Below are 26,098 nucleotides of genomic sequence, written 5' to 3'. Positions count from 1 at the left end.
TGCTAGCGGGCCTTGCGGGCGTTAGACAATTCCATGCCGGTTTCCCGTCCGGGACTGGAACGGGTCTTGCAGCGGACCGTCCGACCCCGTCGGAAATGCGCCATGTCTGAGCAGGACGAAAGCGGCGAACGCACTGAATTACCCACCGAGAAACGACTTCGCGAAGCCCGTGAACAGGGCAACATCCCGCGCTCGCGCGAGTTGGCGACGGCGGCGGTGTTCGGTGCGGGCGTGCTGGCCATCATCGGCATGGGCCCGGGCCTGGCGCGCGATGCGCTGGGCTGGATGAAGATCGCGCTGACCCCGGACCCGCTGCTGATGCGCCAGCCGGACCAGCTGTTCGGCTACGTCGGCCTGATGATGCTGAAGCTGCTGGTCGCGATCGCGCCGGTGGCGGGCATCTGCGTGCTGGCCGGACTGGCGGCACCGGCCCTGATGAGCGGCCTGCAGTTCTCGCAGAAGTCGCTGATGCCCGATTTCAAGCGCCTCAACCCCGCGGCCGGCCTCAAGCGCCTGTACGGGCCCGAGAGCATCGCCGAGCTGCTGAAGTCCCTGCTGCGCGTGGTACTGATCGGGGGCGCGGCGGCGATCTGCCTGAAGCTGGGACTGAATCCGCTGCGCGAGTTGCTGACCATGCCGCTGGAACAGGCGGTGCGCAGCGGCCTGTCGTTCACCAGCACCCTGCTGCTGGCGACCACCGGCGGCCTGATCCTGCTGGCGGCCATCGATGCGCCGTACCAGAAGTGGAACTGGCTGCGGAAGCTGAAGATGACCCGCCAGCAGCTGCGCGAGGAAATGAAGGAAAGCGACGGCAGCCCGGAAGTGAAAGGCCGCATCCGCCAGATGCAGCACCAGATGTCGCAGCGCCGGATGATGGAGGACGTGCCCAAGGCCGACGTGATCGTGGTCAATCCGACCCACTACGCGGTGGCCCTGAAATACCAGGCCGGCCAGATGGGCGCCCCCACCGTGGTCGCCAAGGGCGTGGACGAACTGGCCATGCGCATCCGCGAAGTGGCCGATGCCCACCGCATCGCCATCGTCTCCGCCCCGCCTTTGGCACGCGCCTTGTATCGCGAAGGGCAGCTTGGCCGGGAGATCCCCGTGAGACTGTACGCCGCCGTCGCCCAGATCCTGTCCTACGTGTACCAGCTGCGCGCCTGGCGCGTGGGCGAGGCTCCGCTGCCCGACCTGCCGGCGCTGGACGTGGATGAGCACGGAGGCAAGGCATGAGCGCGCAACCGGTCGGCACCCCGCGCTGGATGGACATGCTGAAGAACGGCCTCGGCGCGCCGCTGGTGGTGCTGGCGCTGCTGGCCATGATCGTGGTGCCGCTGGCGCCACCGGTGCTGGACGCGCTCTTCAGCTTCAACATCGCCATTTCGCTGGTGGTGCTGCTGGCGGTGATCTACGTGAAGCGTCCGCTCGACTTCACCATCTTCCCGATCATCCTGCTGATGACCACGATGCTGCGCCTGGCGCTGAACGTGGCCTCGACCCGCGTGATCCTGCTCAACGGCCAGAACGGCCACGACGCCGCCGGCAAGGTCATCGCGGCGTTCGGCGAGTTCGTGGTGGGCGGCAACTACGCGGTCGGCATCGTGGTGTTCGCCATCCTGACCATCATCAACTTCGTGGTCATCACCAAGGGCGCGGGCCGCATCGCCGAAGTGTCGGCCCGCTTCATCCTGGACGCGATGCCCGGCAAGCAGATGGCCATCGACGCCGACCTCAACGCCGGCGTGCTGACCCGCGAGGAGGCCAAGGCGCGGCGCGAGGAAGTCCGCGCCGAAGCCGACTTCTACGGCTCGATGGACGGTGCCAACAAGTTCATCCGCGGCGACGCCATCGCCGGCATCCTGATCCTGTTCATCAACCTCATCGGCGGTTTCGCCGTGGGCATGTTCCAGCACGGCATGCCGGCCGCCGAGGCGGCGTCGACCTACACCTTGCTGTCGATCGGCGATGGCCTGGTCGCCCAGCTGCCCGCCCTGCTGGTGTCCTCGGCGGTGGCCATGCTGGTCACCCGCGCTTCGCGCTCGGAAGACATGGGCCAGGCCGTGATGGGCCAAGCCTTCGGCCAGCACAAGGCGCTGGCGGTGGCCGCCGGCGTGCTGGGACTGGTCGGGCTGGTGCCCGGCATGCCCAACGTCGCCTTTTTGACGCTGGCGGCCGGTATCGGCTACCTCGCCTGGAAAATGTGGAAGCGGACCCAGCAGGGTCCGGCAGCCACCGACGGCGACACGCCGGCCCTGCCCGGTCCGGGCGCGCCCGACCGCAACGCCGAACTGACCTGGGACGAGCTGCGCCCGGTCGATCCGCTGGGCCTGGAAGTCGGCTACCGGCTGATCCCGCTGGTCGACAAGAACCAGGGCGGCGAACTGATGTCGCGCATCAAGGCGGTGCGCCGCAAGCTGACCCAGGACCTCGGGTTCCTGGTACCGCCGGTGCATATCCGCGACAACCTGGAACTGCCGTCGAACGGTTACCGCCTGCTGGTGCATGGCGTGCCGGTGGCGTCGGCGGAGATCCACCCCGACCGCGAGCTGGCTCTGGACCCGGGCGGCGCGTTCGGCAGCATCGACGGCATTCCCGGCAAGGACCCGGCATTCGGCCTGGACGCGGTGTGGATCCAGGCGCACCAGAAGGCCACGGCGGAATCGCTGGGCTACACCGTGGTCGATCCCGCCACGGTGATGGCCACCCACCTTTCCCACCTGGTGCGCGAACACGCGCCGGAACTGCTCGGCCACGAGGAAGTCCAGCAGCTGCTGGCGCAACTGGGCCGCAGCGCGCCGAAGCTGGTCGAGGACCTCACCCCGAAGGCGCTGCCGCTGGCCACCGTGGTGCGCGTGCTGCAGAACCTGCTGATCGAGCGCGTGCCGATCCGGCAGCTGCGCCGCATCGCCGAGGCGCTGGTCGAGTTCGCCCCGCAGAACACCGATCCGGCCGCGCTCACCGCCGCCGTGCGCACGTCGCTGGGACGATTCATCGTGCAGGAGATCTCCGGCATGGCACCGGAGCTGCCCGTCTACACCTTGGCGCCGACTCTGGAACGCGTCTTGCAGGACAGCACCCAGGGAACCGGCGCGGCGCTGGAACCGGGACTGGCGGAACGCCTGCACCAGAGCCTCGCCGACGTGGTGACCAAGCAGGAAGCCCGCAGCGAGCCTGCGGTGGTGCTGGTACCGGGAACGGTCCGCGCCGCCCTCGCCCGCCTGGTCCGCCACAGCGTCCCCTCGCTGTCGGTGCTGGCCTACAGCGAGGTTCCCGAGGACAAGCGGTTGAAGCTGGTCGGCACGATCAGCTGAGGCCCGGAGCAGCAGAACCCGACGCGACACCGAACCGGATAGCACGCCATGAAAATCAAACGCTTCGTCGCCCCCGACATGCGCACCGCCTTCGCGATGGTCCGGCAGGAACACGGTCCGGACGCGGTGATCCTGTCCAACCGGGTCACCGAGGACGGTGTCGAGATCGTCGCCGCCAGCAACTACGACGAAGCGCTGGTGCAGCGCACGCTGGACGCCATGCGCCCGACCGCGCCCGCCGCGCCGCTGCATCCGCTGCTCGATCCGGCGCCGCAGGCAGCGGCCGCGAACAGCCCCGCCCTGACGCCGGCCGAAGCCGCCGCCAGCTATTTCGCGCGCCGTCAGCCGGCGACACCCATCGCACCGCGCGCCGAAACCGCGAAGCCCGCCCCGATCGCGCCACCGCGCGCGCCCGTGATCGCCGCGCCCGCAGCGGCCGCCGACATTCCGGCGCCGGCTGTCCGCGACATCGCGCCGCTGCTGATCGAACCCGAATCCTTCGCGGCCAAACTCGCCGCCTGCCTGCCCGCCGCGCCCGCCAACGAGCCGGTCGCGCGCATCGAACCCGTCGTGGCGCCGCGTCGCCCGCCCGCCCCGCGTGCCGACATCGACGACACGCTGGACCTCGACGCGCTGCTGCCGTCGATCGCGCCGCCGGTGTCGCTGCCGGAACCCGAACCCGCGCCCATCGTCGCGCTGCACGCCGCGCGTACGCCGGCGTCCGCCCCGGCGCCGGCGCCCGCCGCCATCACCGTGCCCACGCTGACCGTGGTCACCGACAACGCCGCGGAAGCCCGGGAGAGCGACGAACAACTGGTGCAGATGCGCGGCGAACTGTCCGCCATGCGCGAGATGATCGAACGCGAGATGCATCGCCTCACCGACGAGCGCCTGCGCGGTTCGCCGGTGCGCATGCAGGCGATGGAACTGATGGAAGACTACGGCTTCGATGCTGGCATCACCCGCGACATCGCCCTGCAGATCCCCGCCGACACCGAACCGCACCGCGGCCGCGGCCTGATGCTGGGCCTGCTGTCGAAGAAGCTGCCCGTGCTCGACACCGACCTGCTCGACACCGGCGGCGTCATCGCCCTGGTCGGACCGACCGGCGCCGGCAAGACCACCACCATCGCCAAGCTGGCGGCCTGCTTCGCGCAGCGCCACAACGCCCGCGACGTGGCGCTGGTCACCACCGATACCGTGCGTGTTGGTGGCCGCGAACAGCTGCATGGCTACGGTCGCCAGCTCGGCATCGCCGTGCACGAGGCCGACAGCGCGCAGACCCTGGCGCTGGTGCTGGAGCGCCTGCGCGACTACAAGCTGGTGCTGATCGATACCGCCGGCCTGGGCCAGCGCGACCGCAACCTGGTCGGCCAGCTCAACTGGCTGCGCGCCTCGGGGCAGGTGAAGACCCTGCTGTGCCTGCCGGCCAATTCGCACTTCTCCGACCTGGACGAGGTGGTCCGCCGCTTCAGCGCCGTGCAGCCGCAAGGCGTGGTGCTGACCAAGCTGGACGAGACCGGCCGCCTGGGCAGCGCGCTGAGCGTGGTGGTCGACCACCAGCTGCCGATGACCTGGGTGACCGACGGCCAGCGCGTCCCCGACGACCTCCATCGCGCCAACAGCGCCCACCTCGTGCTGCGGCTGGACCAGCTGCGCCGCGAAGCCGACGAACCCTGCTCGACCGAGGCCACCCATGTCGCCTGATCACCCGCTGCAGACCAATCCCCGCAGCACCCCGCCGATGCCCGGCGCCTTCCATCCCGTGCGCGTCGTCGCCATCACCGGCGGCAAGGGCGGCGTGGGCAAGACCAACGTGTCGGTCAACCTCGCAGTGTCGCTCGCCGAGATGGGCAAGCGCACGCTGCTGATGGACGCCGACCTGGGCCTGGCCAACGTCGACGTGCTGCTCGGCCTGTCGCCGAAGTTCACCCTCGCCGACCTCGTCGCCGGCCGCTGCGGCCTGGAGGAAGTGCTTCTGGAAGGTCCCGAAGGCGTGCTGGTGGTGCCGGCCTCGTCGGGTTTCCGCCACATGGCCGAACTGACGCCGGCCGAGCATGTCGGCCTGGTCAACGTGTTCTCCGAGCTGCAGCGGGCCCTCGACTTCATGATCGTCGACACCGCCGCCGGCATCACCGACAGCGTGCTGACCTTCTGCCAGGCCGCGCAGGACACCGTGGTGGTGGTCTGCGACGAGCCGGCGTCGATCACCGACGCCTACGCGCTGATCAAGGTGCTGGCGCGCGAGCGCGGCCTGGACCGCGTGCACGTCATCGCCAACATGGTCCGCGACCCGAACGAGGGCCGGAAGCTGTACGAAAAGCTCGCGCGCGTCTGCGAGCGCTTCCTCGGCGACGTCGCCCTGCACTACCTCGGCGCCGTGCCGCAGGACGACTGGCTGCGGCGCGCCGTACAGCGCCAGCAGGCCGTCGTGAAGGCGTATCCGGGCAGCCCGTCGGCCCGCGCCATCACCGACATCGCGCGCACGACCGCCCGCTGGCAGCCGCCGGTCGGGGCGCGCGGCAACGTGGAATTCTTCGTCGAACGCCTGATCCAGCGGGGGGTGGCCGCATGAACACCGCCGCCGCCCAGTACCGCGCCGTGCAACGCGGCAGCGCGAACGACTTCGTCACCCAGCACGCCGACCTGGTCCGCCGCATCGCCCACCACCTGGCGGCGCGCCTGCCGGCCAGCGTGGAGATCGACGACCTGGTGCAGGCCGGCATGATCGGCCTGCTGGAAGCTTCGCGCAGCTATGACGCCGAGCAGGGCGCGTCGTTCGAGACGTACGCCTCCATCCGCATCCGCGGCTCGATGATCGACGAGATCCGCCGTGGCGACTGGGTGCCGCGCTCGGTCCACCGCCGCGCCCGCCAGGCCGCCGCCACCGTGCGCGAGATCGAACAGCGTACCGGCCGCGCCGCCATCGCCACCGAAGTGGCGAGCGCGATGGACATGCCGCTGCCCGAATACCTGCGCCTGATGGAGGATGCCGCGCGCGGCCAGGTGCTGAGTCTGGAGTCGCACATCGACGACCACGGCGAACCGAACACCTCGCGCACCGGCGGGCCGTCGCCGCAGCAGAACCTGGAGCGCAGCGAGTTCCGCCAGCAGCTGGTCAAGGCCATCGGCCACCTGCCCGAGCGCGAGCAGCTGGTGCTGTCGATGTACTACGAGCAGGAACTCAATCTGAAGGAAATCGGCGCGGTGCTCGGCGTCAGCGAATCCCGCGTCTGCCAGATCCACGGCCAGGCGATGGTGCGCCTGCGCGGTCGCCTGCAGGTGTTCGAGAAGGCCGACGCCGGCCTGGAAGACGACGAATGACCCTGCAGAAGCGCCCCGGGGCGCTCCCACGAGCCGACGCCAGCTCCGCTAAACATTTCCCGTCCGCGGTCGATATCCCCACCAGTCCCACCGTCCACGCAATACCGGAGCATCCGTGACCAACAAGAACATGCGCATCCTGATCGTGGACGACTTCTCCACCATGCGCCGCATCATCAAGAACCTGCTCAACGACCTCGGCTACACCAATACCGCCGAGGCCGACGACGGCAACACAGCGCTGACCGCGCTGGGCCAGGGCGGCTTCGATTTCGTGGTCACCGACTGGAACATGCCGGGCATGACCGGCATCGAGCTGCTGAAAGCCATCCGCGCCGACGACCGCTTCAAGACGCTGCCGGTGCTGATGGTGACCGCCGAAGCCAAGCGCGAACAGATCATCGAGGCGGCGCAGAACGGCGTGAACGGCTACATCATCAAGCCGTTCACCGCACAGACGCTGGAAGAGAAGCTGGGCAAGATCTTCGAACGCCTGGGAGCGGCCGCCTGATGAACGCCGTCGCCGACGCCACGGGCGCCCGCGCGGCGCTGGTGGAGAAGCTTCAGACCGCGCTCGATGCCCTGGAACAGGGCGACGAGGCGGGCTGGCGCCGCGAGCTGGATGCCATCGCCGCCTGGCGCACCCAGCCGATGATGCAGGGCCTGGGTCGCCTGGCCCGCGAACTGGCGCAGACGCTGGGCGAACTGCCGCCGACCGGCGCGGGCGAACTCGACGATGCCTGCGCGCGTCTGGACCATGTGGTCGAGATGACCGAACAGGCCAGCCACAGGACGCTGGACCTGGCCGAGCAGTGCCGGGGCTACGCCACGCAGCTGAAGAGCACCGACCTGTCGGCCGAACAGGCCGCGCTGGTGGACCGCATCGGCAAGGGCCTGTCCGAGATGGCGCTGGCGCAGAGCTATCAGGACCTGACCGGGCAGATCATCCGCCGCGTCGCCGGCATCGTGCGCCGCGTGCACGAGGGCTTCGGCGCGCTCGGCATCCCGCCGCCGGAAAAAAACCGCGACAAGCCTTCAGAACTCGCCGGTCCGGCCGTTGCTGGTCTTGACCGCAACGCGTTTTCGCAGGACGACGCCGACGACCTGTTGTCCGGCCTGGGGCTGTAGCCCCGGGGGACGCGCGCTGCGGAACCGGAGACCTGCCATGCCTGCCGCTTCCGCCCATCGTTCCCGTCACCCTGTCGTCCTGCTCTTCGTCGGCCTGTTGCTGGTCTGCGATGTGGTGGCCGCGCGCTTCCTGCGCCGCCGCCCCGACACGCAGCCCCTGTTCGACGCCTCCCGCTGATCGCCCGCCCCGGTAACCGTCCCGTCCATGTCCGCCGTCACGCCTGAAATCGCCGCCGACTTCCTGATCGAAGCGCAGGAGATCCTCGACCGGCTCGGCGAACAGCTGGTCACGCTGGAACACGACCCCTCCGACAGCAGCCAGCTCAACGCGGTGTTCCGCGGCTTCCATACTTTGAAGGGCGGTGCCGGCTTCCTCGGCATCCAGGCCATGGTCAACCTGTGCCACGCCGCCGAAGAAACCCTGGGCCTGGTGCGTGCCGGCAAGGCCACGCTGGAACCGCAGCACTTCGACGCCGCACAACAGTCGCTGGACTGGCTACAGCAGATGCTGGATGCCATCGGCGGCGGCGAAGAGCCGCCGCACGCACCGCAATCCCTGATCGACCAGTTCGACGTGCACGGCGGCGCCTCCGCGCCGGCACAGGCGTCCACGACCACCGCGGCACCGGCGGCACCCGCGCCCACCGGCGACGTGATCGGCGACGACGAGTTCGAAGCCCTGCTTGACCAGTTGCACGGCGGCGGCGCACCGACCAGCGTCGCCCCGCCCTCGCCGCCGCGTGCCGCGCCCGCTCCCGCGCCTGCGAAACCCGCCGGACCGAAGCCGGCGGCCAAGACCGGCGGCGAAGCCGAGCAGACCATCCGCGTGGATACCAAGCGGCTGGACGCCATCGTCAATCTCGTCGGCGAACTGGTGCTGTCGCGCAACCGCCTGAAGACGCTGCGTGCTCGCATCCGCGACGAAGAACTGGATCGCGCGGTCAGCAGCCTCGACATCGCCACCGCCCGCCTGCAGACCGCCGTCATGCGCACGCGCATGCAGCCGGTCGGCAAGGTGTTCTCCCGCTTCCCCAAGGTCGCGCGCGACGTCGCGCGCCAGCTGCAGAAGGAAGTCGACCTGGAGCTGGTCGGCGCCGACACCGAACTCGACCGCAACCTGGTGGAGGCGCTGGCCGATCCGCTCGTGCACCTGGTGCGCAACGCGATCGACCACGGCATCGAAGTACCCTCGCTGCGCGAAGCCTGCAGCAAGCCGCGCGCCGGCCATGTGCGCCTGTCGGCGCAGCAGGAAGGCGACTTCGTGACCATCGAGATCCGCGACGACGGCGCCGGCATCGATCCCGAGCGCCTGCGCGCCAAGGCGCTGGAGAAGGGCCTGATCGATCCCGAGGCCGCTGCCCGCCTCAGCCACGACGAGTGCCTGCAGCTGATCTTCCTGCCCGGCTTCTCCACCAAGGCCGAGGTGACCGACATCTCCGGCCGCGGCGTCGGCATGGACGTGGTGCAGTCGCGCATCCGCGAACTCAGCGGCCAGATCACCATCCATTCCGATGTGGGCCGCGGCAGCCGCTTCGTCATCCGCGTGCCGCTGACGCTGGCCATCCTGCCCACGCTGCTGGTGCAGGCCGGTGATCCGGTCTACGCCTTGCCGCTGGCGCGCGTGATGGAAGTGCTGCACGCGCCCTCCGAAAGCCTGCGCTGGTTCGACGGCCAGGCCGTGCTCGACCGGCAGAGCCACACGCTGCCGCTGGTCGACCTGCGCCAGTGGCTGCGCGTGGACCCGGTCATGGCGCCGCTGCTCACCATCGTGGTGCTGCAGATGGGCGAACAGCGCTTCGGCCTGATCGTCGACCAGGTCCGCGGCCGCGAGGAAGTGGTCATCAAGCCGCTGCCGCGCGCCGTACGCGGCCTGCCCGGCTACGCCGGCGCCACCCTGATCGGCGACGGCCGCATGGCGCTGATCCTCGATGTCGACGGACTGCGCGCGACGGCGTAAGGCGACGAGCCACTGTGGGAGCCCGGCGGTTGTGGGAGCGACGTAAGTCGCGAGCTCTTTCCCTCAGACGCCAGGACCCTCATGGAGTCCGTCTCGCGGCCATCGCGACTTACGTCGCTCCCACAACAGCAACCACGAACCGGGTGTGACCCCGGTCGCGACTTACATCGCTCCTGCAGGAAGCGCACCTCAAGTCCACCTGAACGGGGCCGATAGATCAGACCATGGACATCTTCAGCCTCATCGGACTGCTGCTGGCGCTGGTCGCCCTGGTGGGCGGCAGCATCCTCAAGGGTGCCGGCCTGTCGTCGCTGTGGTCGTCGGCGGCGTTCGTCATCGTCATCCTCGGCACGATCGCCGCGATCCTGGTGCATACGCCACCGCCGGTGTTCAAGCGCGCCGTGTCCATCGCGCGCTGGGTGATCCGCCCGCCGGGCACCGATGGCGATGCGCTGCTCGCGCAGATCGTCGAGTGGAGCAACATCGCCCGCAAGCAGGGGCTGCTCGGCCTGGAGCCGGTGGTCAACCAGCAGGACGACCCGTTCCTGCGGAAGGGCCTGCAGATGCTGGTCGACGGCGTCGAACCCGAAGCGATCCGCCACATGATGGAGATCGACCTCAACGGCCAGGAGCACCAGGACCTCGCCGCCGCCAAGGTGTTCGAGGCGATGGGCGTATATGCGCCGACGCTGGGCATCATCGGCGCGGTGTTCGGCCTGATCGCGGTGATGAAGAACCTGGCCGATCCCAGCAAGCTGGGCCACGGCATCGCCGCCGCCTTCACCGCGACCATCTACGGCATCGCCTCGGCCAACCTGTTCTTCCTGCCCGTCGCCAGCAAGCTGAAGAGCGTGATCGGCGGCCGCAGCCGCGAGCAGGAAATGATCATCGAGGGCCTGATCGCCATCGCGCAGGGCGAGAACCCGCGCAACATCGAGGCCAAGCTGGCCGGCTTCCTGCACTGAGCCTGCGGAACGACGCCGATGGCACGCAGGAAGAAGCACGAAGAACACGTCAACCACGAGGCCTGGGCGATCCCCTATGCCGACCTGATGACGCTGCTGCTCGCCTTCTTCGTGGTGATGTACGCCATCTCCACCATCAACGAAGGCAAGTACCGCGTGGTCGCCGATGCGCTGACCGCCGCCTTCGGTGGCGCGCCGCGCACGATCAACCCGGTGCAGGTGGGCAACCACCAGTTGCAGGGCGCCGATTTCGACCGCCCCTCGCCCATCAAGTCCGGGGCGAAGGAAGGACCCTCCGCGCCGTCGCCCTCGCCGAACGTCACGCTGCTGGCGGCGATGGCCTCGCAGATGAACATGTCGCTCGACGCCAAGGGCCTGCAAGCGGCGCAGGGCGAACTCAAGCGCATCGCCGACGACCTGGAGCGCGCGCTGGCGCCGCTGATCGACGAGAAGCTGGTGACCATCAAGCGCTCGGCGCTGTGGCTGGAAGTACAGATCAACAGCGACATCCTGTTCGCCACCGGCTCGGCGGCGCTGGATCCGCAGGCGCAGGAGACCGTCGGCAAGCTGGCGTCGGTGCTCGGCAACGTGCCCAACTCGGTGCGTGTGGAGGGCTATACCGACGACCGCCCGATCCGTACCTCGCAGTTCCCGTCCAACTGGGAGCTGTCCTCGGCGCGCGCCGCCAGCGTGGTGCACCTTTTCGTGCGCGACGGGATTCCGCCGGAACGGCTGGCGATGATCGGCTATGGCGAGTTCCGCCCGATCTCCGACAACGCCACCCAGGAAGGCCGCAACGCCAACCGCCGCGTGCTGCTGATCATCCTGGCCAGCCCGACCGGCCCGGCACCGGACTTGCATGCGCAGGAACAGGTCCCCGCACCGCCGTCAGTGATCGCGCTGCCGCCGTTGCCGGCCCACGCCGCGTCGCCCATGCCCGGAGCGCCGCCGGCGCCCCAGGTCCATGAAGGAGTCCAGTGATGCGCGTGTGGGCAATCGCCAACCAGAAAGGCGGCGTCGGCAAGACCACCACCACCCTCGCCCTCGGGCGCGGCCTGGCCATGCGCGGCCATCGCGTGCTGCTGATCGACCTGGATCCGCACGCCTCGCTGACGCGCGCGTTCGGCCTGGCAACCGATCCGCAGCCCACCGGCGTGCTGGACCTGTTCGACGAACAGCCGCCGACGCTGGCCAGCGTGGCGCGTGCGACCGAGATCGAGAACCTCGCCTTCGTCGCCGCGCAGACGCCGCTGGCCACGCTGGAGCGCCGCAGCGCCACCCAGCCCGGGCTCGGGCTGGCGTTGTCCAACGCGCTCGCGCGCAGCGGCCATGCCTACGACCACGTGCTGTTCGACTGTCCCCCCACGCTCGGCCTGCTGATGGTCAATGCGCTGGCCGCGGCCGACCACGTCATCATCCCGACGCAGACCGAGCCGCTGGCACTGCACGGCCTGAAAGGCATGTGCCGCACGGCCGAGATGATCCAGCGCTCGCGCCACCGCGAGCTGCCGGTGTCGATCCTGCCCACGCTGTACGACAAGCGCACGCGCACCGGCGCCGAGACGCTCAAGGCCATGCAGGACGAGTACGGCGAGCGCGTCTGGAACGACGCCATTCCCAACGACACCCGCATCTGCAGCGTCGACGCGCTGACCCGCTCCAGTCCGGCCGCGCACTATCCCGGCCGTGGCCTGTCGGCCTACCGCCGCGCGCTCGACTGGCTGCTGATGACCGAAGCCCGCGATACGGAGCAGGCCGCATGAACACCCCCGCCGTCCTCGACGACTACCTGCTGGACCTGCTCGGCGATGTCGCCGCGGCACCCGTGCAGGTCGCCGGGCCGGCAACGACGGGCGCTCCCGTGGCCGACTCCGAACCTGTCGCGGCGCCCGCGCCCACGCTGGCGGTCGCGCCCGTGCGCGCCGGCAGCGAAGCGGACCTGATCACCGACGACGAATTCGAAGCCCTGCTCGACACCCTGCACGGCGATGCCGCGCCCGGCCCCGTGGTGACGGCTGAAACCACGGCGACGCCCGCCCCGGCCCTCGCGACCGCCCCCGTGCGCGCCGGCAGCGAAGCGGACCTGATCACCGACGACGAGTTCGAGGCCCTGCTCGACACCTTGCATGGCGACGGTGCGCCGACCGCGGTCCCGGCCGCACCCGCCGCCGCGACGCCTGCCGTTCCCGCGCTCGCCGTTTCGCCGGTCCGTGCCGACGCCGACGTCATCGGCGACGATGAATTCGAAGCCCTGCTCGACAAGCTGCATGGGGGCGCCGCGCCGACCTCGCGCGTGGCGCCCGCGCCGGTGGCGAGGGCGCCGATGCCGGTCGCCCCGCCTGCCTACACGGCGGTGCCGCTGCCGGCCAGGCCCTTCCTGCAGACGCCGGCCGACACCGGCGAGCGTCGACGCGCGACCGAGCGCAAGACCCGCTGGCTGCGCCTGCGCTGCGACCAGCAGCACTACGCGCTGGAGCTGCTCAAGGTGCAGGAAGTGGTGCGTCCCGCCACGCTGCTGCCGCTGCGCGGCGCCGCTCCGCACATGCTGGGCGTGATGAACCTGCGCGGCCAGGTGGTCCCGGTGATCGACCTGGGCCTGTACCTGGGCCGGCGCGCGATCGAACCCGACGCCATCACCCGCATCGTGGTGCTGGAGGAGCACGGCGAGACGCTGGGCCTGCGCGTGACCGCGGTGGAGGACGTCGCCAACCTGACCGACCAGCAGATCGAATCGCCCGACAACGCGCGGGTCGGCCGCATCGCCAATCCGCTGTTCCGCGGCGTGGCGCGCCTCAACGAGTGCGCGGTGATCCTGCTGGACGCCTCGCGCATCCTGCAGTGAAGCGAGCAGCGAGTGGAGAGGAGCGAGAAGTGAGCAAGAACGACCTTCCGGCTTTCGCTCACTCCTCGCTCCTCTCCACTCATTCCTCGCTTCCACCAACTCCGTCACACATTCACACCCGTTCCTCAAGAGCGGCCAGACCGCGCCGATACCTCACTAGAGCCGCCCTTCCGGAGACACGATGAGCGCTGTGCCCCTGGGTGACGACCTCGGTATCGAGGCCGCCACCGACCTCAAGCAGCACCTGGCCCCGCATGTCGCGCAGCCGGGACCGCTGGCGCTGGACGCCGGCACCGTGCAGCGCGTGCATACCGCCAGCCTGCAGGTGCTGTGCAGCTTCGTGCGCCAGCGCGAGCAGGCCGGCCTTGCCACCGATTTCAGTGCGGTCAGCCAGAGCTTCCGCGACGCCGCGCGCCTGCTCGGCATCGCCCCGCAGCTCGGCCTGGCCAACGACAACGAACACAACACGCAACAAGTGGAGAACGCCGCATGAGCGCACGCATTCTGGTAGTGGACGATTCGGCCTCGATGCGACAGATGGTCGCCTTCGCCCTGAGCTCGGCGGGTTTCGCGGTGGATGAAGCCGAAGACGGCCAGGTGGCGCTGGGGCGCGCGCAGGGACAGAAGTTCAATGCCGTCGTCACCGACGTCAACATGCCCAACATGGACGGCATCTCGCTGATCCGCGCGTTGCGCGGCCTGCCGGACTACAAGTTCACGCCGATGCTGATGCTGACCACCGAGTCGGCCGCCGACAAGAAGGCCGAAGGCAAGGCCGCCGGCGCTACCGGCTGGCTGGTCAAGCCGTTCAACCCGGAACAGCTGGTCGCCACCGTCCAGAAAGTCCTGGGCTGATCCCTCCTCTCCGTCTTCCCTCCGACCGCACCAGGGCACCGTCGCAATGAACATGGACATGCAGCGCTTCCACGCCACGTTCTTCGAGGAAAGCCGCGAAGGACTGGAAGCCATGGAAGCCGGTCTGCTGTCGCTGGAACAGGGCAACCGCGACGGCGACCTGATCAATTCCATCTTCCGCGCCGCGCATTCCATCAAGGGCGGCTCGGCGACGTTCGGCTTCGACGCCATCGCCGGCATGACCCACGTGCTCGAGACGCTCCTCGACGAACTGCGTGCGGGCCAGCGTGCGGTCAGTCCACCCGCGGTGGACGCGATGCTCGCCTCGGTGGACGTGCTGCGTGCGCTGCTGGCGGAAGCCGAACACGGCACGCCGGCCGATCCCGCCGCCGTGCAGGCGATGAAGGACCGCCTCAATGCGGTGCTGTCCGGACAGGAGGCGCCTGCCGCCGCCGCGCCGGCCACGGCGGCCGCGGCAGAGGCCGAACCCGACGGCTGGAAGATCGGCTTCACCCCTGCGCCGTCGCTGTTCATGAGCGGCAACGATCCGCTGCGCATCCTGCGCGAACTGGAACACCTCGGACCGCTGGAAATCGCGTGCCGGATGGAGCGCCTGCCCGGCTTCGAGCAGATCGATCCGCTGGAAGCCTACCTGGCGTGGGACCTCGGCCTGATCGGCAAGGTGCCGCGCAGCGCGGTGGACGACGTGTTCGCCTGGGTCGTCGACGACTGCGAACTCGATATCCAGCCGATGCAGCGCACCGCCGTGCCGGTCGATGCCGTCGCCATCGCCACGCAGCCGGTGGCCGCCGTCGTCGCCAGCGGTGCGCAGCCACCTGCAGCGACAGCGGCGCCTGCCGCCAACGACGCCGCCGCCGAAACCTCGATCCGCGTCAGCGTCGACAAGATCGACGGGCTGATCAACCTGGTCGGCGAACTCGTCATCACCCAGGCCATGCTCAAGCAGGTCTCCGGCCTGCTCGACCAGGCCCAGTGCGAACGCCTGTTCGCCGGCCTCGACCTGCTGGAGCGCAACACGCGCGACCTGCAGGAAGCCGTCATCGGCGTGCGCATGCTGCCGGTCGACGCGGTGTTCCGCCGCTTCCCGCGCCTGGTCCGCGATCTGTCCGCGCGCCTCGGCAAGCAGGTGCGCCTGCGCACCGTCGGCGAGGGCACCGAGCTGGACAAGGGCCTGATCGAACGCATCGCCGATCCGCTGGTGCACCTGGTCCGCAACTCGATCGACCACGGCCTGGAATTGCCCGACGTGCGCGCGCAGGCCGGCAAGGACGAGACCGGCACCATCACGCTGGCGGCCTCGCACCAGGGCGGGCACATCGTCATCGAAGTCAGCGACGACGGCCGCGGCCTCAACCGCGACCGCATCCTCGCCAAGGCAGCCGAACGCGGCCTCGCCGTGCCGGAGAACCCGACCGATGCGCAGGTCTGGGACCTGATCTTCCAGCCTGGCTTCTCCACCGCCGAAGCCGTTACCGACCTGTCGGGACGCGGCGTGGGCATGGACGTGGTCCGCCGCAACATCCAGGCGCTGGGCGGCGAAGTGCAGCTCGAAAGCGCCGCCGGCCACGGCACCCGCGTGGTCATCCGCCTGCCGTTGACGCTGGCCATCCTCGACGGCATGGCGGTGTCGGTCGGCGAGGAAACGCTGATCCTGCCGCTGACCTACGTGCTGGAAGCGCTGCAGCCGCAGGCCGAGGACGTACGCACCGTCGCCGGCGACGGACGCGTGCTGCGCGTGCGCGGCGAGTACCTGCCGATCGTGGCGCTGAACGACTACTACCGCTACGGCGACCAGCGCAACGCCGATCCGCTGGTGGTGGTGGTGGAAGCCGACGGCCAGAAGCTGGCGCTGGAGGTCGACGAACTGATCGGCCAGCAGCAGGTCGTGGTGAAGAACCTCGAGAACAACTACCGCCGCATCGAAGGCATTTCCGGCGCCACCATCCTGGGCGATGGCCGCGTCGCGCTGATCGTCGATGTCGGCGGACTGGTCCGCGCACGCCGGATGCAGCAAGCCGCCTGACCCCGCACCCCTCGGGTTGCCCTACCATGCGTCGCGCGTACCGGGCGACGCCCGCTGGCGCTCGCCCCTCCTCCGTCGGTACCCGCATGAAGCACGTCCTTTCCACGCTCGCCTTGTCCCTGCTGGCCGTGCACGCCGGCGCCCGTGCCGACGACGGCGGCGCCAAGGCCACCGCATGGCCGCCCAGGATCGCCTTCGCCGGCGGCACCGAGCTGAGCCTGGGCGGCAACCTGCAGTACGACCTCAACCGCTTCTCCGGCGACGGTTACAACGGTGCCGCGCTGGAAGACGACGACGCCTGGCGCCGCCAGGAACTCGGCCTGACCCTGCGCAGGAAGGGCGTGTACGAACTCGGCGTGACCTACGACTTCCACGCCAAGAACTGGAACGACGTGGCGCTGCGCGTGGAAACCAAGGCGTTGCTGGGCCGCGATCTCGGCAAGGTCCGCATCGGCCAGATGAAGGTGCCGCTCGGCTTCGAAGGCAACACCGCCACGCGCGCGACCAGCTTCCTGGAAGGCGCGCTGCCCACGCAGGCGTTCTACGAGAACCGCCGCAGCGGCGTCGACTGGGCGTTCGAGCGCGGGCGATACCTCGCCAACGTCGGCTACTTCTTCGAATCCGACCTGCTCGGCAACAACAAGGGCGACACCGCCGCGGTGCGCTTGGCGTGGACGTCGCGCAAGGCCGTCGGCGACGTGCTGCACCTCGGTATCGCCGGGTCGCGGGAACGCCCGGACAGCGAGGTCAACGGGCTTGGCGTGACCGTGCATCCCAGTGTCCGCTGGCGTGCGCGGCCGGAAGCGGCGCTGACCGGCGTACGCTTCGTGGATTCCGGCACGCTGACGCGCGTCGACCGCATCGATCGCACCGGCCTGGAGGCACTGTGGATCCACGGACCGTGGTCGCTGCAGAGCGAATACCTGCGGCAGAAGACCACGCGCGGCCCCGGCCTGCCGTCCTATGCCGCCGACGGCGGTTACGTCTTCGCCAGCTGGCTGGCGACCGGCGAATCGCGCGTCTACAGCAGCGGCAACGTCGCCAATCCCAAGCCGAAGGGCAAGTACGGCGCGCTCGAACTGCTGGCTCGCTACAGCCGCATCGACCTGGACAGCGACGGCATCGCCGGTGGCCGCGAACACAACTGGACCGTGGGTGCCAACTGGTACCTGACGTCGTACTTCAAGTTCCAGGCCAACGTCGTGAAGACGGACGCCAGTCGCGGCGCCTTCACCGCCGATCCGACCGTGTTCGAACTGCGCGCACAGATGCATTTCTGAGGCGTGCGACGCCGCGCCGCGCGCACCCGGTCACGGTGCGTGCGCGAAGCCGCGCACCTCTTCGGCATCGCACTGGCCGCGCCGCCGAACGGTCGTAAAGAAGTCGCAGGTGAAGCCGTTACCCCGGGTGCAGACAGTGCGAGACCGCGCTGCGCCGGCGCGAGATCCCCCTCTCTCCCACGCCCGTCGCAGCCCCTGCCCTGTCGTGGGTACCGGCCATCGGCTGGGCTTTGATGCTTTTCCGGAGAGATTTCAGATGACCTGGTTCCAGAACCTGTCCATCGCCCGCAAGCTGGCGCTGGCCTTCACCGTCACCACCGCGCTGACCCTGCTGCTGGGCGGTTTCTCGCTGTGGCGGCTGAATGCCGGTGAGGCGCAGATCCGCGCCGTCAACGAGAACTGGATGCCCGCGGTCCAGCATCTCGGCGAGATGCGCGCGCAGCTGGGCGAGTTCCGCACGTTCGAGCAGGCGCAGCTGACCAAGCAGGGCGATGCCGCCGAGCTCGCGGATTACGACAAGCGGCTGAAGGACACCCGCGCCAAGATCGATGCCGAAGAGGCTGGCTACAACGCGATTCCCGCCGAGTCCTCGGCGGAAGAACTGGCGCTGTACAAGAAGGTCGAGGCTGCGCGTGCCGCCTACTTCGAGGCCCACGACCGCATCGCCGCCGCCATCGCGGTGGACGACTTCGAGACCGCCAGGGCCATCTCCGGCGACGATTCGCGCAAGCTGCGCCGCGAACTGTTCGACCACCTGAAGACGCTGTCGCAGTACAACGTCGACAACCTGTCCAGGAACGTGGAAGCGTCGCGCAAGGCGCACGACCGCACCGTGGCGGCGCTGGTCGGTGGCCTGGTGCTGGTACTGGCGCTGGCGGGCCTGCTGGGCTGGAGCATCAGCCGCTCCATTTCGGGATCCGTCGGCGAAGCGTTGCGCACGGCCAACGACGTGGCCGCCGGCAAGCTCGACGGCAAGATCGACACTTCGCGCACCGACGAAGTCGGCCAGCTTCTGTCCGCCATGCAGCGCATGCAGCGCCAGGTCGTGGCGCTGATCGCCGCCCTGGCCGAGATGACGCGCCGCCACGACGAAGGGCAGATCAGCTTCCGCATCGACGACCACGGCTTCCCCGGCGACTATGGCCGCATGGTGCGCGACACCAATACCCTGGTCGCCCAGCACATCGGCGTGAAGATGAGGGCGGTGGACGTGATGCGCCGCTATGCCGTGGGCGACCTGTCGGTCGACATGGATCGCCTGCCCGGCGAGAAGGCCGTCATCACCGACGCGATGGACATGTGCAAGGCCAACCTGTCCGCGATCAACGGCGATATCAAGCGCTTGGCCACGGCGGCGTCCGCGGGCGATTTCAGCCAGCGCGGCGACGCCGACAAGTACCAGTACGATTTCCGCGAGATGGTCGACGGCGTCAATCGCCTGATGGAAACCACCGACACCAATCTCGGCGAGGTGTCCGAGGTGCTGAAGGCCATCGCCCGCGGCGACCTGACGGCGCGGATGGAAGGCGACTTCCATGGCGTGTTCGCCAGCATGCGCGACGACGCCAATGCCACCGTGGCCCAGCTGACCGACATCGTCGGCCGCATCCAGGACGCTTCCGGAAGCATCAACACCGCCGCCGGCGAGATCGCCTCCGGCAACTCGGACCTGTCCCGTCGTACCGAGCAGCAGGCGGCGAATCTGGAAGAAACGGCGGCCTCGATGGAGGAACTGACCTCCACCGTGCGCCAGAACGCCGAATCGGCCCGCCAGGCCAACCAGCTTGCGATCGGTGCGGCGTCGGTCGCCTCCCAAGGGGGCGAGGTGGTCGGCAAGGTCGTCACCACCATGACCGACATCGAACAGTCCTCCAGGAAGATCGCCGAGATCATCTCGGTCATCGACGGCATCGCCTTCCAGACCAATATCCTGGCGTTGAACGCGGCGGTGGAAGCCGCGCGCGCCGGCGAGCAGGGTCGCGGCTTCGCGGTGGTCGCTTCGGAAGTACGCACGCTGGCCCAGCGCAGCGCGAATGCGGCCAAGGAGATCAAGGGCCTGATCGAAACCTCGGTGGACAAGGTCGCCGACGGCTCGGCGCTGGTGAACCAGGCCGGTGCGACGATGGCCGAGATCGTGGCCAGCGTGCAGCGGGTGACCGACATCATGGCCGAGATCTCCGCCGCCTCGCAGGAACAGTCGGCCGGCATCGAACAGGTCAACCAGACCATCACCCAGATGGACGAGACCACGCAGCAGAACGCCGCGCTGGTGGAAGAAGCCACCGCCGCGGCGCGCGCGATGGAAGAGCAGGCCCAGGGCCTGACCGAGTCGGTGTCGGTATTCAAGCTGCAGGGCGTCGTCGCCGCTCCGGTGCGCAAGGCCATTGCCCCGGCGGCCGTGGCCACGCCCCGGCCCGCCGCCAGGGCCGTGGCCCGCAAGCCCGCTGCGCGCACGCCCGAGCCGGCCCTGGCCGACGGCGACTGGCAGGAGTTCTGAGCCCGCGTGGAACCATCCGGCTTCCGCGGTAAACACACGGCCCGGCATGTCCGGGCCGTATGCGTCGAGAGGAGGACATCGCTCCACGTACACACGTTTACCGTTCGTCGGGAAAACGCTGACGCCACGCTCAATTCGGTGGGTGAAACGCCGATACCGGTCTGGATACCCCACTGACCCCTGCCCCATGACCCGACTCGCGCGTCTTTCCCTTGGCAGCAAGCTTTCCCTCCAGGTCACCCTCGCCGTCGCAGTGGTGCTCGCCCTGCTCGCCTTCGTGGTGCAGCGGCAGTCCGGCCGCGCCATCCAGGAGCGCGCGCTCGCCGACCTGGATGTCGCCGCGCAGGTCATGCTGGAATCCGTCGCGCTGTACGACAGCACGCTGACCGACGCCACGCAGCGGATGGCGCGCAGCTTCCGCGCGTCGCTGCCGCCCGGCGACGTATCGGTGGACACGGACGCCAGCGCGCCCATCGGCGATGTCGATGTGCCCGCGCTGCGTTTCGGCGAGCAGACGATGAACCTCGACTTCACCGACGTGGACCGGTTCACCGACGCCACCGGCGTGGTCGCCACGCTGTTCGTGCGGCAGGGCGACGACTTCATCCGCGCGACCACGTCGCTGCGCAATACCGAGGACCAGCGCGTCATCGGCACGGCGCTCGACCACAAGCATCCCGCCTACGCGCTGATGCTGGAAGACAAGCCGTATACCGGTCGCGCACGGCTGTTCGGCCGCGACTACATGACCCATTACCAGCCGCTGCAGGATGCCGAAGGCAGGACCGTCGGCATCCTGTTCGTCGGCCAGAACTACGGCGATGGACTGGCGGCGCTGAAGAACAAGCTGCGCACGACGCAGCTCGGCGAAGGCGGCTATTTCTTCGTCGTCGACGTGGCCGAGGGCGACCATCACGGCATGCTCGCCGTACATCCCGCCAGCCAGGAGTCGCCGTACGGCACCGTGGTCGAATCCGGGTCGATGCCGGCGATGAAGGCGCTGCTCGACCAGGACAAGGGCCATGCGGTGCTCGACATCGCACCCAAGGCCGGCGACCAGGCCGTGCCCGCCCTGGTGGCGGTCAAGCGCTTCGCACCCTGGAAATGGGCGCTCGTGGCCGTGGAACCGCGCGACAACGTGCTGGCCGCCAGCCGCTCGCTGACGGTGGCGATCCTCGCCCTGTCGCTGCTCGCGCTGGTCGTGATCGGCGTGCTGACCGCAGTCGGCGTGCGCCGTGTCGTCTCCCGTCCGCTGCGCTCGGCGGTCGCCATCGCCAAGGACGTCGCCGCCGGCCGGCTGGACGGCAGGATCGAGACCTCGCGTGCCGACGAAGTCGGCCAGCTGATGGCCGCGATGCACGACGTGCAGACGCAAGTGGTGTCGGTGATCGCCGCGCAGAGCGAGATGACGCACCGCCACGATGAAGGGAACATCAGCTTCCGCATCGACGACAGCGCGTTCCCCGGCGAGTACGGACGCATGGTGCGGGATACCAATGCACTGGTCGCCGCGCACATCGCCGTGAAGATGCGCCTGATCGAAATCATGCAGCGCTATTCGATCGGCGACCTGTCGGTGGACATGGACCGTCTGCCCGGCGAGAAGGCCATCCTGACCGACACGATGGACGCGACCAAGGCCAACCTGTCGGCGATCAACGGCGAGATCAAGCGCCTGGCCATGGCGGCCTCGTCCGGCGATTTCAGCCAGCGCGGCGACGTGGCGAAGTACCGGTTCGACTTCCATGACATGGTCGCCGGCCTGAACCAGTTGATGGAAACCACGGACGGCAATCTGGCCGAGGTGTCCGTGGTGCTGAAGGCCATCGCCCGCGGCGACCTGACGGCACGCATGGAAGGCGATTTCCACGGCGTGTTCGCCAGCATGCGCGACGACGCCAATGCGACCGTCAGCCAGTTGACCGACATCGTCGGCCGTATCCAGGATGCCTCGGGAAGCATCAATACCGCTGCCGGCGAGATCGCATCGGGCAATCTTGATCTGTCGCGCCGTACCGAGCAGCAGGCCGCCAACCTGGAAGAGACCGCCGCCTCGATGGAGGAACTGACTTCCACCGTGCGCCAGAACGCCGAGTCCGCGCGCCAGGCCAACCAGCTTGCGATCGGTGCGGCGTCGGTCGCCTCGCAGGGCGGCGAGGTGGTCGGCAAGGTCGTCACCACCATGACCGACATCGAACAGTCCTCCAAGAAGATCGCCGAGATCATCTCGGTCATCGACGGCATCGCCTTCCAGACCAACATCCTGGCGTTGAACGCGGCGGTGGAAGCCGCGCGCGCCGGCGAACAGGGTCGCGGCTTCGCGGTGGTCGCTTCGGAAGTACGCACGCTGGCCCAGCGCAGCGCGAATGCGGCCAAGGAGATCAAGGGCCTGATCGAAACCTCGGTGGACAAGGTGGCCGATGGCTCGGCGCTGGTGAACCAGGCCGGTGCGACGATGGCCGAGATCGTGGCCAGCGTGCAGCGGGTGACCGACATCATGGCCGAGATCTCCGCCGCCTCGCAGGAACAGTCGGCCGGCATCGAACAGGTCAACCAGACCATCGTGCAGATGGACGAGACCACGCAGCAGAACGCCGCACTGGTGGAGGAAGCCTCAGCCGCTGCGCGTTCGATGGAAGAACAGGCCCACGCACTGACCGAGTCGGTGTCGGTGTTCAAGCTGCAGGCGGCGGTCCGTGCTCCGGTACGGAAGGCATCCGCCAAACCGGTGGCCTCCTCGCCCCGGCCGACCTCCCAGCCCGCGGTCCGCAAGCCCGTCGCGCAGGCGACGGAACCGGCCCTGGCCGAGGGGGACTGGCAGGAGTTCTGATCCCTCTCAGGTTTCCCGTTCAACACACGGCCCGGTCATTCCGGGCCGTGTGCGTTTCGGGCGGCGCTCGCCGAATCGGATCTAAAAGACCCGACGTTCAGTCCTGAAGACTCTGTTTACGCGCGGCACCCTTCCAGCCGACCAGACCGATGCCGCTGAATCCCCTGCGCCACCCGTCCGGCCAGACGCCGCACCTGCATACAGACCGTATTCGCCGACTAAAGATGCGGCACCCAGCGCCGATACAGCCTGTGACGCCTTCCCTGCCCTGACGTTTCCGCTCCGCATGACCGAGTCCAGCGACGCCCCTCTGGCCGATCCCGTCGGGTACGACGACGAAGAAAAGTACCTGGTGCACGGCGAGTACGCGATCCGCCAGATCCTGCAGTCGCTGATCGACAAGCGGGCGCTGGTCAGCGGGTGCGCCATGCCGCGCAACCACACCTTTCCCACATCCGTCATCGAGGTGCTGGAAGACGAGGACGGTGTGCTGATCGATGGCAGCGCCGCGGAGACGATCAACCGCAGCATCGAGGAAGCCAGCCACGTCACCTGTGTGTCGCGGCTGGAGCGCATCCACGTGCAGTTCAAGCTGTACGACCTTCAGCGGGTGCAGAAGGATGGTCAGGTCGCCTTCCGCGCGCCGTTGCCGGAAAGTGTCCTGCGCCTGCAGCGACGCGAGTTCTACCGGCTGCAGGTGCCCGTCACCCAGCCGATGGAATGCGCGATCCCCACCCGCCACCCCGATGGCGAGACGACGTACCGCAACTATCGTGTCCTGGACATCAGCGGCGGCGGCATCGCCCTGGCGGTGCAGGCCGAGGAACCGACGCTGCAGCCCTACAAGGAGTTCGCCGGCTGCCTGCTGCACCTGCCCGACAGCGGCCCGTTGAGCGTGCGCCTGATGGTCAAGAGCCTCCATCGCCAGCTCAACCAGAACGGCAGCGAAAGCTGGCGTGCCGGCTGCCAGTTCACCGACATGCCGCGCGGCGGCGACGCGCTGATCCAGCGCTACATCTTCCGCCTGGAGCGCCAGCGCAGCGCCCGCGAACGCGGCGCGGCGTGACCGGCATCGCCTTTTTCCGCCCCACTCGTCGGGTATCGGCCAGCACGGACTCAATCAAGGCGCGGTGCCGCCGATAGGTGTCCTACCACGGCTGCGATACCGGACGGTTTCCGGTCACTCCGGATCGCAGGCGTTGCCACGCCACACCTGTCAACGAGGTCTCCATGTCATCTGCTTCCGTGCGCTTCTCCTCCCGCAGCATCGCCACGCGCGTGATGTTCGGCACCGCCATCGTCGCCCTGCTCGCCTTCGGCGTCGCGGCCGCGGCGAGCTATCTGCGCAGCAGCCAGTCGCTGCTCGCCGGCGCCCGCACCACGATGGAGGGATTGGCCAACCTGGAAGCGCAACGCATCTCCGGCGAACTGACCGGCGCGTTCGACACCAACGCCGCGCTGGCGGATGCCCTGCTCGCGCAGCGCAGCGGCGACGGCATCGGCCGTCCTGCCGCCAGTGCCATCTTCAAACGCCAGCTGGAAGCCCATCCGGAGTGGGTCGGCGTGGGCACGCTGTGGGAGCCCGACGCCTTCGACGGCAAGGACGCGGACTACGTCTCCGCTCCCGGCCACGACGATACCGGCCGCTTCATGAGCTACTGGGCGTGGAGCGACGGTGCGCCACTGGAAGAGGCCCTGCGCGACTATGAGGTTCCCGGTGCCGGCGACTGGTACCTGCGTCCGCGCGAACTCAAGCGCCCGGTCGTCGCCGAACCGTACGTCTACAAGATCGCGGGCAAGGACGTGCTGATGACGACCCTGTCCACGCCGGTGCTGGACCAGGGCCAATACGTCGGCGTCATGACGGTCGACTTCGCCCTGCAGTCGCTGCAGGAGCGCATCGCCAAACTCACTCCGATGGGCGCGGGCTTCGTGCGGCTGCTGACGCCGGCCGGCGTGGTCATCGCCGACCAGGACGCCAGTTCCGTGGGCAAGCCGTATGCCGGCGCGCAGGCTGCGGAGGTGATCAAGCGGATCGCCGCGGGCGAATCCGTTTTCCGCGAGGCCACCAATGCCGCCGGCGAGGCGGTGATGGAAGCCTATGTACCGCTGCAGATCGGCGACGCCGAGGAGCGCTTCGCGCTCGGCGTGGTCGTGCCGCGTGCGGTGCTGATGGAAGAAGCCCGTGCCGTGCTGTGGACGGTGGTCGCGGTCGGCGCGCTGGGCGCCGCCCTGCTGTGCGCTGCGGTGTTCTGGCTGCTGCGACGCCAGGTCGCCAGGCCGCTGGCCGGCGCCGTGCGCGTCGCCGACGACATCGCGCGCGGCAAGCTGGACAGCGAGATCGACGCCAGCGGCGACGACGAGATCGGCACGCTGATGAAGGCCATGCGCAGCATGCAGGACCACCTGCGCGAACGCATCGAACGCGACGCGGTGGTGGCGAAGGAAAGCCTGCGCATCCGCACCGCGCTGGAGGACGTGACCACCAACGTCATGATCGCCGACGCCGACCGCACCATCGTCTACGCCAACCGTCCGCTGATGAAGATGCTGGCCGACGTCGAACAGGACCTGCGCCGCGACCTGCCCGCGTTCGACGTGCGCACCGTGGTCGGCAGCAGCATCGACATCTTCCACAAGAAGCCCGAACACCAGGCCCGCATGCTGGCCCAGCTCCACGGCACGCACCGGGCACAGATCACCGTCGGCGGCCGCATCATGCAGCTGATCATCAACCCGGTGACCGATGGCGACGGCCAGCGCATCGGCTATGTGGTCGAGTGGGCGGACCGGACGAACGAGGTCATGGTCGAGCAGGAGGTCACCCGCATCGTGCAGGCCGCCGCGCAGGGCGACCTGAGCGGGCGCATCGCCGAGACCGGCAAGCAGGGCTTCCTGCTGATGCTGTCGCAGCAGGTCAATGGCCTGCTGTCCGCGATCGCCGGCAGCGTCGACGCGGTCTCCGGCGTGCTGAAGTCGTTGTCCAAGGGCGACCTGACGGCGCGGATGGAAGGCGACTTCCACGGCGTGTTCGCCAGCATGCGCGACGACGCCAACGCCACCGT

General features: G+C 69.0%; 21 protein-coding genes. All 21 read left to right on the top strand.

Annotation, left to right across the window (positions count from 1 at the left end; genetic code table 11):
- The first annotated feature begins 102 nt into the window (after nt 1–102).
- The gene (gene flhB / locus AC1Q5B_RS19420) at nt 103–1,233 is read left to right on the top strand and encodes a flagellar biosynthesis protein FlhB (protein WP_492633090.1); all 1,131 of its coding nucleotides are present in this window, start codon (nt 103–105) and stop codon (nt 1,231–1,233) included.
- The gene (flhA, locus tag AC1Q5B_RS19415; RefSeq protein WP_492633089.1) at nt 1,230–3,311 is read left to right on the top strand and encodes a flagellar biosynthesis protein FlhA; all 2,082 of its coding nucleotides are present in this window, start codon (nt 1,230–1,232) and stop codon (nt 3,309–3,311) included. Before flhB ends, flhA begins: the two co-directional genes overlap by 4 nt.
- A 48-nt stretch (nt 3,312–3,359) precedes the next feature.
- Entirely contained in the window at nt 3,360–5,018 is a 1,659-nt protein-coding gene (gene flhF, locus AC1Q5B_RS19410; RefSeq protein ID WP_492633088.1) for a flagellar biosynthesis GTPase FlhF, read from the top strand.
- The gene (locus AC1Q5B_RS19405) at nt 5,008–5,886 is read left to right on the top strand and encodes a MinD/ParA family protein (protein ID WP_492633087.1); all 879 of its coding nucleotides are present in this window, start codon (nt 5,008–5,010) and stop codon (nt 5,884–5,886) included. Before flhF ends, AC1Q5B_RS19405 begins: the two co-directional genes overlap by 11 nt.
- Complete coding sequence (locus AC1Q5B_RS19400; RefSeq protein WP_492633086.1) at nt 5,883–6,635, top strand: RNA polymerase sigma factor FliA; 753 nt, start codon at nt 5,883–5,885, stop codon at nt 6,633–6,635. The genes AC1Q5B_RS19405 and AC1Q5B_RS19400 overlap by 4 nt, the downstream gene beginning before the upstream one ends.
- 130 nt (nt 6,636–6,765) lie before the next feature.
- A complete protein-coding gene (cheY, locus tag AC1Q5B_RS19395) occupies nt 6,766–7,146 on the top strand; it encodes a chemotaxis response regulator CheY (RefSeq protein WP_492633253.1) in 381 nt (126 codons plus the stop codon).
- Nucleotides 7,146–7,763 (top strand): protein phosphatase CheZ, encoded by a 618-nt coding sequence (locus AC1Q5B_RS19390; protein WP_492633085.1) that lies wholly within the window; start codon nt 7,146–7,148, stop codon nt 7,761–7,763. The genes cheY and AC1Q5B_RS19390 overlap by 1 nt, the downstream gene beginning before the upstream one ends.
- 37 nt (nt 7,764–7,800) lie before the next feature.
- The gene (locus AC1Q5B_RS19385) at nt 7,801–7,941 is read left to right on the top strand and encodes a hypothetical protein (protein ID WP_492633084.1); all 141 of its coding nucleotides are present in this window, start codon (nt 7,801–7,803) and stop codon (nt 7,939–7,941) included.
- 27 nt (nt 7,942–7,968) lie between these two features.
- Nucleotides 7,969–9,720, top strand: coding sequence for a chemotaxis protein CheA (locus AC1Q5B_RS19380; RefSeq protein ID WP_492633083.1), 1,752 nt, complete (start codon nt 7,969–7,971; stop codon nt 9,718–9,720).
- A gap of 224 nt (nt 9,721–9,944) precedes the next feature.
- Nucleotides 9,945–10,685 carry a flagellar motor protein gene (locus AC1Q5B_RS19375; RefSeq protein WP_492633082.1) on the top strand — a complete coding sequence of 247 codons (741 nt, stop codon included), beginning with the start codon at nt 9,945–9,947 and terminating at the stop codon, nt 10,683–10,685.
- An 18-nt stretch (nt 10,686–10,703) separates the two neighbouring features.
- Nucleotides 10,704–11,666 carry a flagellar motor protein MotD gene (motD, locus tag AC1Q5B_RS19370; protein ID WP_492633081.1) on the top strand — a complete coding sequence of 321 codons (963 nt, stop codon included), beginning with the start codon at nt 10,704–10,706 and terminating at the stop codon, nt 11,664–11,666.
- Nucleotides 11,666–12,448 carry a ParA family protein gene (locus AC1Q5B_RS19365; protein WP_492633080.1) on the top strand — a complete coding sequence of 261 codons (783 nt, stop codon included), beginning with the start codon at nt 11,666–11,668 and terminating at the stop codon, nt 12,446–12,448. Before motD ends, AC1Q5B_RS19365 begins: the two co-directional genes overlap by 1 nt.
- A complete protein-coding gene (locus tag AC1Q5B_RS19360; protein ID WP_492633079.1) occupies nt 12,445–13,527 on the top strand; it encodes a chemotaxis protein CheW in 1,083 nt (360 codons plus the stop codon). The genes AC1Q5B_RS19365 and AC1Q5B_RS19360 overlap by 4 nt, the downstream gene beginning before the upstream one ends.
- Nucleotides 13,528–13,708: 181 nt before the next feature.
- Nucleotides 13,709–14,020 (top strand): STAS domain-containing protein, encoded by a 312-nt coding sequence (locus AC1Q5B_RS19355; protein WP_062358032.1) that lies wholly within the window; start codon nt 13,709–13,711, stop codon nt 14,018–14,020.
- Nucleotides 14,017–14,382 carry a response regulator gene (locus AC1Q5B_RS19350; RefSeq protein WP_162338451.1) on the top strand — a complete coding sequence of 122 codons (366 nt, stop codon included), beginning with the start codon at nt 14,017–14,019 and terminating at the stop codon, nt 14,380–14,382. Before AC1Q5B_RS19355 ends, AC1Q5B_RS19350 begins: the two co-directional genes overlap by 4 nt.
- A gap of 46 nt (nt 14,383–14,428) precedes the next feature.
- Nucleotides 14,429–16,426, top strand: a complete 1,998-nt coding sequence (locus AC1Q5B_RS19345; RefSeq protein WP_492633078.1) for a chemotaxis protein CheA — start codon at nt 14,429–14,431, stop codon at nt 16,424–16,426.
- An 86-nt stretch (nt 16,427–16,512) separates the two neighbouring features.
- Entirely contained in the window at nt 16,513–17,706 is a 1,194-nt protein-coding gene (locus AC1Q5B_RS19340; protein WP_492633077.1) for an OprO/OprP family phosphate-selective porin, read from the top strand.
- A gap of 256 nt (nt 17,707–17,962) precedes the next feature.
- Entirely contained in the window at nt 17,963–20,203 is a 2,241-nt protein-coding gene (locus tag AC1Q5B_RS19335; RefSeq protein WP_492633076.1) for a methyl-accepting chemotaxis protein, read from the top strand.
- A 187-nt stretch (nt 20,204–20,390) separates the two neighbouring features.
- Nucleotides 20,391–23,033 (top strand): Cache 3/Cache 2 fusion domain-containing protein, encoded by a 2,643-nt coding sequence (locus AC1Q5B_RS19330; protein ID WP_492633075.1) that lies wholly within the window; start codon nt 20,391–20,393, stop codon nt 23,031–23,033.
- A gap of 286 nt (nt 23,034–23,319) precedes the next feature.
- Entirely contained in the window at nt 23,320–24,099 is a 780-nt protein-coding gene (locus AC1Q5B_RS19325; RefSeq protein ID WP_492633074.1) for a flagellar brake protein, read from the top strand.
- 164 nt (nt 24,100–24,263) lie between these two features.
- Nucleotides 24,264–26,098, top strand: a 1,835-nt coding sequence (locus AC1Q5B_RS19320) for a PDC sensor domain-containing protein (RefSeq protein ID WP_492633073.1), incomplete at its 3' end; no start/stop codon positions are given.

The organism is Pseudoxanthomonas sp. GW835-FHT14C01, assembly GCF_058793715.1.
Note: the sequence above shows the minus strand (reverse complement) of the source record. Positions and strands in the feature narration are given on the sequence as shown.